The sequence below is a fragment of the Belliella pelovolcani genome (assembly GCF_900156785.1).
GTDB classification, from domain to species: Bacteria; Bacteroidota; Bacteroidia; order Cytophagales; family Cyclobacteriaceae; genus Belliella; species Belliella pelovolcani.
Window position 1 is genome coordinate 1 of the sequence record NZ_FTOP01000001.1, and the last position, 16,206, is coordinate 16,206.

Here is a 16,206-nt window from a genome sequence, read left to right on the forward strand (position 1 = left end):
TAGTCCGAGACACCCAAAAACACAAAATCAAATAATATAAGTCAATGAAATTCAATTACTTAATTTTCAACTAAAATATACCCGCACAAAACAGGTGGCGTGAGGTCATAGTTGAAGTAATCCTCATCATCGGGCAAGTGATGTATTTTTTTGTTATTCAATTGATAAAAACAAATCATGCCCTTTTGCAGTAAGCCTGCAATTTTTTCAATTTCTTGTCCGGTCAGGGTTAACATTATGGATTGGATGTAAAATTTTTAGAAAATTAAGTAACTGATGGTTAAAATCAAACTATTTAAGATGACCCTTTGATTAATTTCTAATCGATAAGTTTTTTTAATGTAGGGTAATGCAAATCATGGCCTCCTGAATAGGTAACTTTCTCGACTTCTATGTTGATAACTCGAATGAGTTCTTCTTGTTTTTTAATACTTTCTGGGGTAATAAATTCATCTTGATTCCCTAACACAACATATAGCCTGGTCTGTTGAAATTTCTCTTCAAAACCGTCCCACTTAAGATCATGTGCAAATCCTCCGCCCCACAAAATCAACTTGTCTACTGGGTATCCTATTTGACTTGCCCATCTACTTGCTGTGGCTGCGCCCTGAGAGAATCCCAAGATCTTCAGTTTAGGCTCAGTAGTGAAACTTTCCAGCTGAGAATCAAGCAATGCGTTCAGATACCTGTGATTATTTTCAATGGCTGTTTCTCTTTCATATTTGGTCATCCAATTGGCCCCAACTCTACCATGGAAGCCTTGCAAATAATTATAATTCGTCCCCTCAGGCGCGATAAACAAACGATCTTCTGAGAAAAAATCTTGGAATTTTCTGAGAAAGAATTCTGCCAATTGCCCATAGCCGTGAAAAATCACCCAAAGTTCACTCTCCTCTCCATTAGGCTGTTTTGAAAGGTGATAGAATGCTGTTGCCTGGTATGAGATCTGTTGCTTCATTAGCTATTCAAATCATTGAATCTAAAAGGTAGCAATTGATCTATCCCGGAAGCTTTGAGTATTTCTTGCGCAGGGTTGAGCATTAGAATTTCAATAGGGTGCCCAAACTTTATCTCGTATTCATTGATAGTCTGCCTACAGAGCCCACAGGGTGTCACCGTTGCCAATTGCGCATCTTGACGGCGCTTGGCTACAATGGCTAGCTTGACCGGACGTACGTTTGGCCTATTACCCATCGCATAGCTCAATACAGCTCGCTCAGCACAAACACCAACTGGAAAAGACACATTCTCTTGATTATTAGCAACAAAAGTCTCCCCATTCTCCAAAAGTAGTGCAGCTCCAACTAGAAAATTGGAATACGGAGCATGGGCATTTTCAAGAACTTGTTCAGCTTTGGTAATCAAATCACCATCTTCCGCTGTCCATTCTGACTTTGGAAAAACCTGTAAAGAGACTTTAATTTCTATCTTCTTCGTCATATCAATTTTCTAAAAAGGGACTGAATTAACAAAAAAATATCCTCAAATGTTATTTTTCGTCGAAATATTAGCTTTGATTTTTTACAGTCGGCCATTTTTCACATCTTCGATCTGTACAATCCAAATACCTTTTTGCTATGCATACGATCTTGATCATTGGCACTGGAAAATCCTCCACTTACCTGATAGACTACTTGGCCAAGACTACTGTTGAAAAAAACAGAAAGTTAATTCTAGCCGATCTTAGCAAGGATTTGGCTATCCAAAAGGCAAAAATCAATCCTCAAATAGTGGCTACGGCCATTGATTTGAATAATATCTCAGAACGAAAAAAAATCGTTGCACAAGCTGATATAGTAATTTCCATGCTGCCAGCCTTTTTGCATCCATTGATTGCAGAAGATTGCTTGGAGTTAGGAAAGCATTTTTTTACGGCTTCTTATGAATCTGAGCAATTGCGAAGCCTTTCCAATCAGATCAAAGAAAAAGACTTACTATTTCTCAATGAGTGTGGACTCGACCCTGGTATCGATCATATGTCTGCTATGAAAATCATCCACCAAGAACAAGCTAAGGGCAATGAAATCATTGGCTTCAAATCTTTCACCGGGGGTGTATTGGCTCCTGAAAGTGAAGATAACCCTTGGAAGTATAAGTTTACTTGGAACCCAAGAAATGTGGTCTTAGCTGGGCAGGGTGTGTCAAGATTTATTAGAAATGGAAAATACAAATACGTCCCCTATCACATGCTTTTCAAAAGGTTGGAAACGATTTCATTTGAAGATGTGGGAGATTTTGATGGATACCCCAATCGTGATTCACTGAGCTATAGGAAAATCTATGGGCTAGACAACATTCCCACAATGCTGAGAGGCACTTTACGTAGAGCGGGGTTCTGCCAAAGCTGGGATGTCTTTGTACAATTGGGGATGACTGATGATAGCTTTGAAATGGATTTACCGGCTGGATTTACCAAGCGGATGTTTGTCAATTCGTTTCTCCCCTACCATGATGAAAAATCAATCGAAACCAAAATCATGGAACTTCTCCCATGGGTAACAGAGGAAATAATTGCTAAAATAGCTTGGCTGGGTATTTTGGATGAAGAAGAATTGCCAAAACTCAAAGGCAGCCCCGCAGCTATTTTACAAGTGATTTTAGAGGATAAATGGAGCTTAAAACCAAGTGATAAAGACATGATAGTGATGCAACACCTTGTAGAAATCAAAACTCCAATAGGAAATAAATCCATCAAGTCAAGTTTAGTCTGTAAGGGAGAGAACCAAACGTATACTGCTATGGCTAAGACTGTCGGGCTACCTTTGGCAATAGCTGTAGATTTATTTTTGGATGGAAAAATCACATCAAGAGGGCTACAAATCCCCACTGTTCCTGAAATCTACCAACCTATCCTTGATACATTAGAGCAAGAGGATATTATTTTCAAAGAGCAGGAAATTAGAAAATGATCAAAAAGTCCTTCAACAATTTCTGATAATTGGAAGCAAAAGTACCATCGCTGTTTTTGATATATAGTTCTTGTTTCTCTACTTCTACTTGTTCAAAAGTAAAAGCTTGTACCTCTCTGATAACCTTAGAGGCTGTTTTATCCCTCAACTTCAAGTTGAACTTGGGAAATAATTGCATCCCAGCACATATGCTGGTAAAGTCCTCCATTTGTCTTGGAGGCAGGATCACCCAAAAGGAGCCTTTTTGATTCAATAATTTCACTACGCCTCTAGCCAGATCTTCAAATGAAAGCTTATCGTTGTGCAAGGCTTGGTTCCTTTGCAGGTCTTTGGACTTGAGGTGATCTGGGAAATAAGGTGGATTGCTTACAATCAGGTCATATTGAGTAGCGTTATTATGGGCAAAATCCTGAAAACTGTTTTGATGCACTTTGACCCTATCTGAAAAAGACGAGGATTTGACATTTTCTATTGATTGAGTGCATGCATGTTCATCTAATTCTACTGCATGAACCGAAGCCTCTACAAAACGCTGCGCAAGCATCAAGCTAATCACCCCAGTCCCCGATCCAATATCTAGTATAGACTTAGCTTCAACTTCATCAGCCATGGCACCTAGCACTACAGCATCTGTACTGATTTTCATCCCACAGCGATCTTGTCGCACTTCAAACTGCTTGAATTTAAAAATAGCGTTACCCATTTTTTTAAATCAAAAAAGTCCTTTACCCTGATTCTTTTCCATTTCGTAGGCTTCGTCTGCTTGTAGTCTAGGTTGTTCTGAAGCCGCTACTGCCAACTGATCACACCTTTCATTGAGTGGATTTCCAGCATGTCCTTTGACCCAAATAAACTTCGGCTTGAATTTCATGTGAAGTGGAATGTACCTTTTCCATAGGTCTACATTCTTTTTGTCTTTGAATCCTTTTTTCTGCCAAGACCAAATCCAGCCCTTCTCCACAGCATCTACGACGTATTTGCTATCTGAATAAATGGAGACGGGAATACCAGTCACCTTAAGCTCCTCAAGTCCTTTGATGACCGCCAAAAGCTCCATTCTGTTATTGGTAGTAAGCCTAAACCCTTCGGAGAGTTCTTTTCTATGTGCTTTATAAAGCAAGACCGTTCCATACCCCCCCGGACCAGGATTTCCTTTGGCAGCCCCATCTGTGTAGATCGTGATCATGGTACAAAGAAAGGGAGTTCGAGAGAATTAATGGACTTAAAAAGAAAAAATCCGAAAGCAAAGCCTTCGGAATGTATTTATCATCTTAAAAATCAGCATCATCAAAATCATCTCTCCCTCCTCCGTTTCTTCCATTATTCTTTTCTTTGAATCCTCCAAATCTATATGTGAAAGCCAATGTCCCAATTCTTGTTTCTCTGTTGAACCAACGTTCTTGGGTGAATCTTTGATCTGCTGTCTGAATCCTAAATATTCTAGTATTGAAGATATCGCTGACATTTAGACTTACAGTTGCCTTTTTGTCTAGGACATCTTTTCTAATACCCACATTTACTCCCCATAACGGCTCTATCTCCCCCTGAGGCAATACGATTGGACCCCGGTAATCTCCTTGAATCTGAATGGTTGCAAACTTCGGTATTGCCATATTCAGTAAGGTATTGACTGTCCAAGAAAAGTTAGAATTATTAAATCCAGCCTCTATATTGTCTCCACGGATCTCCGAATAGAAAAAATTACCTGAGATCGTCGCATCGAACCACTGTGTAAATTGAAACTGATTGATGACTTCTAACCCAGTGCTTGCTCTACTGCTGGCATTTTCACGCAATTGAATGGCTACATTATCTTCATTTAATCGCACTACTCGTGTCTGCACATCAGTAGAATACCTGTGATAGACAGTTGCATTCATCAGGTATTTCTCCCATCCTTTCATGTAGCCCAATTCATAGGAATCCGTAAATTCAGGTTGCAGTTCCGGATTACCAATACTCAAGTTATAAAGATCACTTACACCATAGATAGGGGCTAGAGCCCATATCCCCGGTCTATTTATCCTTCTACTATAATTAGCCGTAAATTCCTCTTCTTGACCAAGTTCATAGCTCAAATAAGCACTAGGAAAAAGATTGAAGTAATTGTTCACAAATGGGTCTGACGTACTAGCCAGCCTTGAAATTGTCTCTGTGTATTCCGCCCTCAGTCCTCCTTGATAGCCTAATTTTCCAAGTTTGTTCTTGTAGCTAAAGTAAGACGCATACACATCTTCTTTGAAGTTAAATGAATCACTGAAAAAGTCATTCAATTGTGGATTAAATGCATTGTCTTCATTTCCCTCCGAGAAAAACTGAGATCTATCCCATTCCCCAAAAGTACCTTTCAATCCAGCCTCCATCTTACCACCATTCAGAAATGGTTTTTCATAATCGACTTGTATCACATATAGGTTACTTGTTTGTGGTCTTTCATTCAGCTGAAGGATTCTATTACTTGGAACTTCTTGATTGAACTGATTAAAAAACAACTGATTGAATATCTCATCCTGTAAGCGCTCATCTCTTGAGAAGGAAGCTGAAGTGAAAAAACGCTGCCCTAAAGTATCTATGTCTACCGCATAATTTATGCCCGTCTCAAAGTTGGTACTTGATCGATCTTGTTGGATATCTCGTACAAACAAGCTATCCAAATCTTGTGTCAAAGTAAGATTTCTTTGATTGAGTGTCTCCATTCCAGTTCTATCTCGAAAGTTACCTTGAGCATATATTCCCAATACTTTAGATTCTGACAAGTTCCAATCTACTCCACCTCGGATCAAATGATTGATATCTCTATTCAACTGATAAGAGTCTTGATCGAGAATGGGAGAAACTCCAGCCAGATTGCTCTGTCTGAAACCTTCACTTTCTCTAAAAAGTCTCCTATCCTGCCAATTATACGATAAATAGTAGTTTGCTTTTTCGGTGCCATAATTCATATTGATTCCAACATTATACTTATCTCTAGTACCTACAGAAGCATTTACCTGACCATTGAAGCCTGTTCTTTGATTTTTTTTCAAAATAATATTGATAATACCACCGACCCCAGCAGCATCATACCTTGAAGAAGGATTAGTGATCAATTCTACTGATTTAATACTGTTGGCTGGAAACTGTGATAGCACACTTTCTGCATCGTCACCAGAAAGATTTGATGGGCGACCATTGATATAGATCAGAATATTACCGCTTCCTCGCATAGAAATACCTCCTTCATCATCAACTTGTATTGAAGGCAATGTTCCAAGTAATTCTGATGCAGTAGCTCCTTCAGCTACAATACTATTTTCTACATTGTATCTTCTCTTATCTATGTCACTTTCAAACATAGAAGTCACACCTTCTACTACTACTTCCTCAAGATTCTGGGCATCTTTTCTTAATCTTATATTCCCGACATTAAGTACATCTCTTTCCCCTATGGTAATAGCTCTAAATCTACTTTCATAGCCTATAAATCCAACTCTAAGTAAATACTCACCAGACTGAGCTGTAAAGGAAAAAGTCCCATCCAGATCACTCATCCCTCCAGTGACCAATGCCGAATCTGTAGGGGACAATAAAGCTATGTTGGCAAATTCCAATGGATCGGAACTCTCTGCCTCTATCACCCTACCCTTTACTTCAAATTCTTGCGCTTGAAGCTGCAATGAAGCCAAAAAAGTCAAAGGCACTAATAAATATTGTAAAATAAGTCTCATGATTTAGTATTTTTTATAGTTGGCTTTAATTTTATTAATAACAATATGTTATTTTGTTTATTGAAATTTTATTTATATATAAATCATATAATTCAACAGACAAATCAAAATAACATCTTTAATTCTGATCCAAACATGTAAAACAATTATTGTTCCTATATGTTTTTTTCTACTATTTAAAGGAATAAGTAAAATGACCCTATATTATAAAACGACCCACAGCAGACATTGTTCTCAAAATCAATGTATATACATATATGGTCAAATATGAGGCTGTCCTGAAATATTCTTATGTGAAGGGAGCTAGCTCAATCTTAAAAAACTATGGTATTTATATTGATTAGCCTAAAAAATTAAAACCAAAAAAAAATAGCGGAAAATCATTCCGCTATCTTATCCAGAGTATGTTTAATCAATTGATCAACAATAGCATATGAATCCTTCGCGAATTCATGTGTAATCCTATTAGCTACGATGGCATTGAGACTAAGTACTTCGTGACCGAGTAGTCTGCCCATTGCATAGTAACCAGCCGTTTCCATTTCGAAATTAGTCATCTTGAAATCCCCCACAGAAATTGTAGACAGTCGTTCTATGATGTCAGGAATAGCTGGTTTCAGCCTTACTTCTCTCCCTTGAGGGGCGAAAAAACCCGGACAGGTTGCAGTATTTCCAATTAAAAGCCCATTACCAAGTCTTTTTAACAATACTTTTGACCCTTCTATACAATATGGAAGAAAGGATACTCCTAGTTTTTTTTGGATGGCTTTAGCTACATTGGCTTCTAAGTCTGTGTAATCAGTAGTATAATAGGCCATCAAAGTATCCAAACCAACACCATACCTAGAAGCTAACATAGACCCGGCAGGAATATCCGCTTGCATACTCCCAGAAGTCCCTACTCTGATGATATTCAAGCTAGTGTGGCTTTCTTTGGGCATTCTAGTCTCAAGATCAATGTTGACCAAGGCATCTAGCTCAGTCATAAAAATCTCAATATTATCAGTACCCATACCAGTACTGATAGCTGTGATTCTTTTTCCTTTGTATGTACCTGTGTGAGTCACAAATTCTCTTTTTGACATTTTGAATTCAATGGTGTCAAAATACTGAGAGACTTTCTCCACCCTGTCTGGATCACCGACAGCAATAATAGTTGAAGCCAGATGTTCTGGCTTCAAATTGAGGTGATATATACTTCCATCTGAATTGATGATCAATTCAGACTCAGGAATTCGCTTGCTCATGGGCCGCTTGTTTAATTTTTTCTTTATTTGGCTTGCGCTGCAATCCCTTGTACGGATTATAGCCATTGCTTTGTTTTTGATAGTATCCTGTGCCATCATAAGGTCGCTTATCTGGATGCTCTTTGCATTCCACAGAGCAGGCGCCATCTAGTTCCCAACCACAATTTTCGCAAATTGCCAAATGCTCATTACAAGTAGGATTGGCACAATTGACCATACGATCTGAGGCAGTCCCGCAAACATGGCACTTTGAGATCACTTTGGGATTTACCTTATTGACATCTACAGCAATTCTATTGTCAAAGACATAGCATTTCCCTTCAAAGTCTTCTCCTCCAGCTTCTAGACCATACTTAATAATACCTCCATGAAGCTGATAGACATCCTCAAAACCCTGCTCTAGCAAGAAGGCAGAGGCCTTCTCACACTTGATTCCTCCTGTGCAATAAGTCAGTACTTTCTTGTTTTTCAAGTGCTCCAACTCTTTGACCTTTTCAGGAAAATCTCTGAAGTTATCAATATCTAAAGTGATGGCATTTTTGAAATGACCCAACTCATGCTCGTAATTGGACCTAACATCTAAGATCACTACGTCTTCTTGATCTTTTAATTTTTTGAATTCCTCAGGTTCAAGATGCTTGCCTGTCTTTACATTTGGATTGATATGTCTCAGGCTACTGTGGACAATCTCAGGTTTTACACGAACATGAATCTTTGCAAAAGCATGTTTATCATGCCCTTCTACTTTGAATTCAGTTTTGGCAAATCTTGGGTCGCTGTGGATGTAGGCCATGTACTTCTCGCAGTCTTCTTTCAATCCTGAGACAGTGCCATTGAGCCCTTCCGATGAAATGATAATTCTACCTCTGATATTGTTCTCTATACAAAAGAGGTGATGCTCTTCCCTGTATGTTTCGGTATCCTCGATATCCGCATAGCAATAGTAGAGCAGGATGCTGTGTGTTTGTGTTTCCATAACTGAAGCCTTGTTTCCGACAAGGTGTTTTGGTTTTTTACTTAAATATGACAACTATTAATAAAGCTCTAATAGCTTTAACTTTTTTATTTTTTGATTGGAGCAGCTGGATTTCCAAAAACCGTATCATTGGCTTTGACATCTGAAATCACTACCGAACCTGCACCAATTCTGGCATTTCTACCAATTGTTATACCAGATACGAGTACCACACCTGAACCTACAAATGCACCTTCCTCTATCGTCACATTCGCGTTGACAATTGAGCCAGCGCCGATTTGAACAAAGTCACCTATTTTAGATCCGTGATCTACAATAGCCCCAGAATTGAAAATACAGTGGTTTCCTACAGTAGCCGCAGCACCTACAGTCACATTGGCATTGACAAAATTACCATGACCAATCACTGCATCAGTTGAAATATAGGCTCTTTCGTGAATCGCATTGATCGGTTGAACTTTCCTTCTTTCATTGAGCATTTTTACCAAAAACTGTCGGTACTTATTGTCATCCACTGCAACAAAAGCCTCACATTTCTTGCCGATGAGTTTCAAGAATCCATCATCTTCGGGATTACCAAGTACAGGAACTACATTGATTTCTTGCCCATGAAGCTTTTCGTCTTCGTCCAAAAATCCGTACACCACTACATTATTGCTATTGAAAATCTCCAATGCTGGGTGTGCGATTCCTTTTGCTCCTAAAATAATTACTGGTTTCTCCATGGTTCTTTTTCTATTCGGATGGCAAAAGTACTGCTAATTGACCTTTTATACAAAAATCATTTCAAAGCTGGCTTGAGGAGGTTTTGTCCTACTTTGCAATCGAGACATCTTTTCTGATGACAATAATTGTGATACATGCCCAGCATACCTTGGGCATCAAAAGCATTTTGAGGAATCCAGTCTGAATTTCTGAATTTTCTAATGATGTAATTTTCTTCTGCATTCATGGCTTGCAAAAGGTCAAAACATCGTTCTTGCAAAGTACTATCTTGCAAATATTTTCCATATGCAAACCAAATCGGCACTACAAAATTGATCAGTAAAAGATTGAATGTCATAGAACTTAAAGCTGAGGACATGGGCTTAACCGCCGTCTTATCTACTTGGTGATGATGTCTCCAATATTCAGGAACTTGAATAGAGAATAGTCTTTTCAATGCTTTGAAATCTGCTGAATCATGTAGCAAACTTCCAAGTAGATTGGGATTTTTTCTGATGACCTCGGCCAATTGAACCAATCGAATTGTAGGAAAATTCGCAGGTCTAACACCCATGAATTTCCATTCAGCCACATGCATAGGTATCGGCCAAGTATATTTTTGCTGATAAAAATCATGCTCCCGTTTCAAAATTTTCCCATACTCATCTTCTGGCCTTTCCGGAATCAATCCAGCTTGCCCTAGCAGGAGCGCTTGTATCACGAGAGGATTACTACTATGCTTTTTGAGTGTCTTGAAGTCAAGCAGCTTGCCTAGTCTTTCCATCGCTTCGGCATTGGTCTTAAACCCAAAACCTATCAAAAGCCATCGAAAACAAGTTTCTTCCCAATCTGAATTGGTTTCTTCTAAGATTTTCAAAACTCTGGAAGACTTAATTTCTAGACGCTCAACCAATGCTTTTTCCAAAGCAGAAAAACGGATGATTTCTGGAACGTTTTGTAAGCCATTGTTACATAGCAAATCTCCCTTTCCTGCAATAAGCCTCTCATAATTTCTGACTACATCAAGCAGGATTCTGCCTTTGAGAACTAGGGTGGGTATCAGAGTACCATCTTTTCTCAAAATGGCCTTATCATCTTCATATACCACATGAAGCACCACACTATTGTATCTTGGATCGGCATCATGGTCATGATTTTTCCAATCAGAGGACTTTCTATGTACTTCCACATGTCCAAAATAAGCCACCTCGCCAAGTTGAATATGTGCCTCAAGAAAATCTGGTCCCTCGTGAAAATTATGAAAGCCAATCTTTCTAATTGTCAGTGGCTCTCCACTTGTGGTTTGCAAGCCATTTTTGTCAAAATACTGATACTTCCAGACAGAATGTAGAAAATCCTCTTTGAAATCCATAGCGAAAAATATTTATGTAAAACAATCATTATCAATAGATAACCTTGATAAATTTAAGTTAAAAAAATCAAAGAATAAAATCTCAGTGGCAATACTGCGCAAGCAACTCTTTCATTTCTTGTTGTAGTTTTTTGGCCTCCTCACGGGCTGCATTTGCAAAATCTTGACCTTTGCTAGCATAAATTATCCCCCTTGATGAATTGACAAGCAACCCACAACTAGCATTCATACCATATTTAGCTACCTCTTCCAAGCTCCCACCTTGCGCTCCCACGCCTGGCACGAGAAAGAAATGATCAGGGACAATTGCCCTAACTTCTGCAATTTTTTCTCCGCGAGTAGCTCCTACTACATACATCATGTTATCAGTATTCCCCCAGCTTTGACTTTTCTCTAAGACTTCTTGAAAGAGTGGCTTTCCAGATTTGGATTCAGTCAATTGAAAATCAGCACTACCTTCATTGGAGGTCAAGGCTAATAGTATCACCCACTTGTCTTCAAAAGCTAGAAATGGCTTGACACTATCAATGCCCATATACGGCGCTACTGTAATAGAATCAAAGTCCATCTGTTCAAAAAATGCCTTGGCATAAAGGCCAGATGTATTCCCTATATCGCCTCTTTTGGCATCCGCAATGGTAAATATCTCCTGTGGGATATAGTCCAAGGTTTTCTTCAAGCTTTCCCAACCCTTGGCTCCTAGTGCTTCATAGAAGGCAATATTAGGCTTATAGGCAACAGCAAGGTCTGCTGTAGCATCAATGATTTGCTTATTGAATTCAAAAATTGGATCATTTAAAACTAAAAGGTGAGCTGGAATTTTACTTAGATCTGTGTCTAATCCAACACATAAAAATGATTGCTTCTTTTGAATCTGCTGAAATAGGGCTGCTTTATTCATGCTTTTGCTCGGTTTGGGCAAAAGTAGGGATTTTTTGAGTTTAAAAATAAAAAAGCGTTGAGGAGATTCCTCAACGCAAGTCTATAATTTCAACTTTCCCGTATTTCTGCGGATTGAATACAAAGTAGTCATCTGCTAACTTTATACCGGTATCTACGGACTTGAAGGTATATTTCAATACACCTCCCTGGTCATCTGTGATTTCCCATCCCAGTAAGTCTTTCCTGTTTTTATCTACTTTTAGGATGACTTTTTTGAAGGGCTCCCCCGTTCGCTCAGCAGTCAGCTCGATTTCTTGGGTTAGTATTCCATTGATCGACTTTTCACCTAGCAATTTGTAATTGTACCCTTTTTTATAAATCGTATAAACAGATGATGGCTTCAATTCATCCTCCATATCGGAAGCATTATTGATCGTGACTTCTTTGTAAGTTCCTGAATTAATAAAAGTCCAAACCGTCTTACCATTATTGAAGATTTCCTGTCCTTGCTCAGGAAGCACTAGGTGATACTTTTCTCCTTTGATCGCAATCTCACCTACTTGAACTTGAGGAGTAGACTCTCCTGCCATGCTGTAAGCGTACTCAAAAGTAGCCTTCATGCCAGCTAACGACTGGTATTTTTGACTCACTGCATCTAAGACCTCTTTGGCCTTCGGGTCTTTTTGAGCAAATACCCCTCCTGCTATCCCAGCAGTAAATAAAACTATAAAAGCAATTTTCTTAAACATGATTATCTCAAATCTATAATGATAGCCCAAAATTCAGGACATCAGAGGCTACTCAACAACCGTTCCAAAGTTGCCTCATCTTGAATCAATACTTCTCTTGCTTTGCTTCCTTCAAAAGGTCCCACAACTCCAGCTGCCTCCAACTGATCTACAATTCTACCAGCTCTGTTGTAGCCCAATTTTAATTTCCGTTGAATCAAGGATGTACTTCCCTGTTGGTGCATTACTATTAGTCTTGCCGCATCATCAAAAAGTGGGTCTCTATCTGCTAAGTCCACATCCAATGAACTGCCATCCCCATCTTCTCCTTCAAACTCTGGCAATAAGTACGCGTCTGGATAACCTTTCTGCTCTCCAATCCAATCACATATGGCATCGACCTCTGGGGTATCCAAGAATGCACACTGCAATCGGGTCATTTCTGACCCAGAAGATAGCAACATATCCCCCATACCGATCAATTGATCTGCACCTCCTGCATCTAGGATAGTCCTACTATCAATCTTCGAAGTCACTCTAAATGACAACCTCGCTGGGAAGTTGGCTTTGATAATCCCAGTGATTACATTCACAGAAGGCCTCTGAGTAGCGACAACCAAGTGTATTCCAATCGCTCTAGCTAGCTGAGCCAACCTCGCAATAGGACCTTCTATTTCCTTACCCGCAGTCATCATCAAATCAGCCAACTCATCAATCACCAACACAATGTAAGGCATAAATCGATGACCTTTTTCTGGGTTCAATTTGCGCGCTACAAACTTGGCATTGTATTCTTTAAGGTTTCTACAGCCTGCATCCTTGAGCAAATCGTAGCGATTGTCCATCTCAATACAAAGTGAATTCAAAGTGTAGATCACTTTCTTAGTATCTGTAATAATCGCCTCCTCAGCTCCTGGAAGCTTCGCAAGAAAATGCCGCTCAATCTTATTGAAAAGTGTCAATTCCACTTTTTTCGGATCTACCAAGACAAATTTCAGCTGAGAAGGGTGCTTCTTGTAAACCAAGGAGGCCAAAATCATATTCAAACCAACTGACTTTCCTTGACCAGTAGCACCTGCCATCAGCAAGTGAGGCATTTTGGCCAAATCCATCACAAATACTTCATTGGAAATGGTCTTACCCAATGCAACCGGCAGATCTTTGTCGCTATGCATAAACTTCTCAGTTCCCAATACTGCTCTTGCAGGGACGAGCTCTCTGTTTTTATTAGGAACTTCTATACCTATGGTACCTTTACCTGGAATAGGAGCAATGATCCTGATGCCCAAAGCTGCCAAACTCAAGGCTATGTCGTCTTCTAAATTCTTGATTTTGGAAATCTTGACCCCTGGATCTGGAACGATTTCATACAACGTAACTGTAGGACCAATTGTCGCCTTGATTTCTTGAATTCCTATCTTGAAATTGACTAGTGTCTCTACGATCTTATTTTTGTTCTCTTCTAGCTCTTGCCTCGTTACTGTCACCTTTTTGACATCGTACTCATTGAGCAAATCGAGTGTTGGGTACTGGTATTTTGGAAGGTCTAGGGTAGGGTCGTAAGGATCTAGATTGCTTACTTGATCTGCTGTCCTTTCTTCCACAGCCACATTGGTGACAGAAAATTTCTTTTCTTCCTCAACAAGAGCTTCTAACGACTCTTCTTCATCTGGAAGCTCGTCCATTCCTTCGATATTAAAAGCAGGATCTGGCGCTGGTGTTTTGCTTTGCTGTTCTTCTTTGTTGATCGTCCAAGAGCTACCATCATCCTCTAAAGCTTCCTCGCTAAACTCCTCCTCTTCAAGAACCTCTTCCTGCTCTTCTATCATTTTCTTGAATAAGTCATCGGCATCATCGTCTAAATCACCCTCATCTGATCCCAGCTGGTCTTGATCAGAACGGCTAGAAGTAAGCCAATCCAGCTGATCTATGTTGAAGAAAAAGACCACAAAAATCAATAATGCGCCACCAATCAAAACGAAGGTTCCCCACCCTAAAAAATCATTGGCTAATCTCCCTAATTCGTAACCAAATCCACCACTGAGGTTATTGAAGGCTGAATACCCCTCTACCAGCTGAATGATGTAGCCAGTAAACAGACCCAACCAAAAGGTGAAGAAAATCGCGAAGATACTATACCGTGATAAAGAAAAAAGACTGACTTTGAAGGAAAGCTTAACTCCCAACAAAAACAAAAAAGGTGGCAATAAAAAAGCCGCTATTCCAAACCATCTTTTGATAAAGACTTCTGCTAAATAAGCCCCAAAGTATCCTTGCCAATTTTTGGTCTGTGAGGCATTTTCACGGATGCTATTTTCTACTTCTGACAAAGTGCTTTGATCAGCCTCTCCTGTAAATAAGTAACTCACAAAGGCAAAAAACATCACGATCGCTAAAATAATCAGGACTATCCCGATAGTAATAGGGATTTTCTTATCCTGAAGAAAAGTCAAAGAAAACTTCTTCTTGCGCTTCTCTCCAGCCTTAGCTCTGGTTTCGCTCTTCTTCCTAAAAGTATTTGTTCTGGGTGCTTCTGAAGCCATATGAATATTTTGCTACTGAATATTAGAATCGAATTAATCGAAATATACAGAATTCTATTTTATTGATTTTTGAAATGTGACAGAAGTCCTTTTTTGATTGCTTTGATCATCCCAGGACCTTCATAAATCATGCCTGAGTAGACCTGTACCAAGCTAGCTCCAGCTTCCAGTTTATCTATTGCATCTTGTGCCGTGAAAATCCCCCCAACACCTATGATAGGAAATGCGCGATTGGATTTTTCGGCCAAATATCGAATCACTTCAGTACTCCGCTGGGCCAATACCTTACCGCTCACTCCTCCGGCACCGATTGCCTCCACTTTATTGGCATCTGTCTTCAGTTGACTCCTGTCTATAGTCGTATTGGTAGCGATGACTCCATCGATTCCTGTCTCTTGGACGATATCAACAATATCATCCAGCTGCCCACCAGTCAAATCTGGAGCTATTTTCAATAATATTGGTTTTGGGTTTTCCTTGGACTCATTCGCCTCCTTTACTGCTGAAAGGAGTTTTTTCAAAGGTTCTTTTTCCTGAAGATCTCTGAGGTTAGGTGTGTTGGGAGAACTCACATTGACTACAAAATAATCTACAAAAGGATGCAAGGCTTCTAGACAAATCAAATAGTCATCCACTGCATTTTCATTTGGAGTGACTTTATTTTTACCAATATTACCACCTATGATGACATTCGATTTCCTTTTCTTTAGCCTTTCTACCGCTGCTGCCACCCCCCCATTGTTAAAGCCCATTCTATTGATCAAGGCTTCATCTTCTGGTAGCCTGAAAAGCCTAGGAAGTGGATTGCCGTCTTGTGGTTTTGGGGTGAGCGTTCCGATTTCTATATAGCCAAAGCCCAATAAAGCCATCTCATCAATCAGCTTAGCATCCTTATCAAATCCCGCAGCCAAACCCACTGGGTTTTTAAATTTCAACCCAAAAACTTCTCTTTCCAATCGCGGATCATCTAAGCTAAATTGGTTCGCTATCAGGCCCTTGACCAATGGAAGATTGAAAGTTTTCTTGATCCAAGCAAATGTAAAATGATGGGCAGACTCTGGGTTCTTTTTGAAAAGAAGGGGTTTGATGATGGACTTGTACACAGAATTTGAGGTTTTCTTTCGGGTGCTAAATTAC

General features: G+C 39.5%; 14 protein-coding genes. 1 reads left to right on the forward strand and 13 read right to left on the reverse strand.

Annotated features, from left to right (window positions below; genetic code table 11):
• Positions 1 to 319 precede the first annotated feature (319 nt).
• Together BW935_RS00005 and BW935_RS00010 are read right to left on the reverse strand one after the other, a co-directional pair.
• Positions 320 to 958: an alpha/beta hydrolase gene (locus BW935_RS00005; protein WP_076497319.1), complete on the reverse strand. Its 639-nt coding sequence runs from the start codon at positions 956 to 958 to the stop codon at positions 320 to 322.
• Positions 958 to 1,440 carry a cytidine deaminase gene (locus tag BW935_RS00010; RefSeq protein ID WP_076497321.1) on the reverse strand — a complete coding sequence of 161 codons (483 nt, stop codon included), beginning with the start codon at positions 1,438 to 1,440 and terminating at the stop codon, positions 958 to 960. Before BW935_RS00010 ends, BW935_RS00005 begins: the two co-directional genes overlap by 1 nt.
• 137 nt (positions 1,441 to 1,577) lie before the next feature.
• Here BW935_RS00010 and BW935_RS00015 point away from each other — a divergent pair, with 137 nt between their 5' ends.
• Complete coding sequence (locus BW935_RS00015; RefSeq protein ID WP_076497322.1) at positions 1,578 to 2,909, forward strand: saccharopine dehydrogenase family protein; 1,332 nt, start codon at positions 1,578 to 1,580, stop codon at positions 2,907 to 2,909.
• Here the strand turns inward: BW935_RS00015 and BW935_RS00020 are convergent.
• From BW935_RS00020 to BW935_RS00070, 11 genes are all read right to left on the reverse strand, one after another.
• Positions 2,899 to 3,612, reverse strand: a complete 714-nt coding sequence (locus tag BW935_RS00020; RefSeq protein WP_076497324.1) for a tRNA1(Val) (adenine(37)-N6)-methyltransferase — start codon at positions 3,610 to 3,612, stop codon at positions 2,899 to 2,901. The two genes, BW935_RS00015 and BW935_RS00020, sit on opposite strands and share 11 nt — an antisense overlap.
• A gap of 9 nt (positions 3,613 to 3,621) precedes the next feature.
• Complete coding sequence (rnhA, locus tag BW935_RS00025; RefSeq protein WP_076497327.1) at positions 3,622 to 4,095, reverse strand: ribonuclease HI; 474 nt, start codon at positions 4,093 to 4,095, stop codon at positions 3,622 to 3,624.
• Positions 4,096 to 4,180: 85 nt separating this feature from the next.
• On the reverse strand, positions 4,181 to 6,616 hold the full coding sequence (locus BW935_RS00030; protein WP_076497329.1) for a TonB-dependent receptor: 2,436 nt from the start codon (positions 6,614 to 6,616) through the stop codon (positions 4,181 to 4,183).
• Positions 6,617 to 6,996: 380 nt separating this feature from the next.
• Entirely contained in the window at positions 6,997 to 7,863 is an 867-nt protein-coding gene (locus BW935_RS00035; protein ID WP_076497331.1) for a nucleoside phosphorylase, read from the reverse strand.
• Positions 7,844 to 8,839, reverse strand: a complete 996-nt coding sequence (gene trhO / locus BW935_RS00040) for an oxygen-dependent tRNA uridine(34) hydroxylase TrhO (protein WP_076497333.1) — start codon at positions 8,837 to 8,839, stop codon at positions 7,844 to 7,846. Before trhO ends, BW935_RS00035 begins: the two co-directional genes overlap by 20 nt.
• 86 nt (positions 8,840 to 8,925) lie before the next feature.
• Positions 8,926 to 9,564 (reverse strand): acetyltransferase, encoded by a 639-nt coding sequence (locus tag BW935_RS00045; protein WP_076497336.1) that lies wholly within the window; start codon positions 9,562 to 9,564, stop codon positions 8,926 to 8,928.
• A 56-nt stretch (positions 9,565 to 9,620) separates the two neighbouring features.
• Entirely contained in the window at positions 9,621 to 10,916 is a 1,296-nt protein-coding gene (locus BW935_RS00050; RefSeq protein WP_076497338.1) for a DUF2851 family protein, read from the reverse strand.
• 82 nt (positions 10,917 to 10,998) lie between these two features.
• Positions 10,999 to 11,817, reverse strand: coding sequence for an orotidine-5'-phosphate decarboxylase (gene pyrF / locus BW935_RS00055; RefSeq protein ID WP_076497340.1), 819 nt, complete (start codon positions 11,815 to 11,817; stop codon positions 10,999 to 11,001).
• A gap of 70 nt (positions 11,818 to 11,887) precedes the next feature.
• Positions 11,888 to 12,547, reverse strand: coding sequence for an outer membrane lipoprotein periplasmic chaperone LolA1 (locus BW935_RS00060; RefSeq protein ID WP_076497342.1), 660 nt, complete (start codon positions 12,545 to 12,547; stop codon positions 11,888 to 11,890).
• A 41-nt stretch (positions 12,548 to 12,588) separates the two neighbouring features.
• The gene (locus tag BW935_RS00065) at positions 12,589 to 15,069 is read right to left on the reverse strand and encodes an FtsK/SpoIIIE family DNA translocase (protein WP_076497343.1); all 2,481 of its coding nucleotides are present in this window, start codon (positions 15,067 to 15,069) and stop codon (positions 12,589 to 12,591) included.
• Between the two features lie 59 nt (positions 15,070 to 15,128).
• Entirely contained in the window at positions 15,129 to 16,172 is a 1,044-nt protein-coding gene (locus BW935_RS00070) for a quinone-dependent dihydroorotate dehydrogenase (RefSeq protein WP_076497345.1), read from the reverse strand.
• Between the last annotated feature and the right edge of the window lie 34 nt (positions 16,173 to 16,206).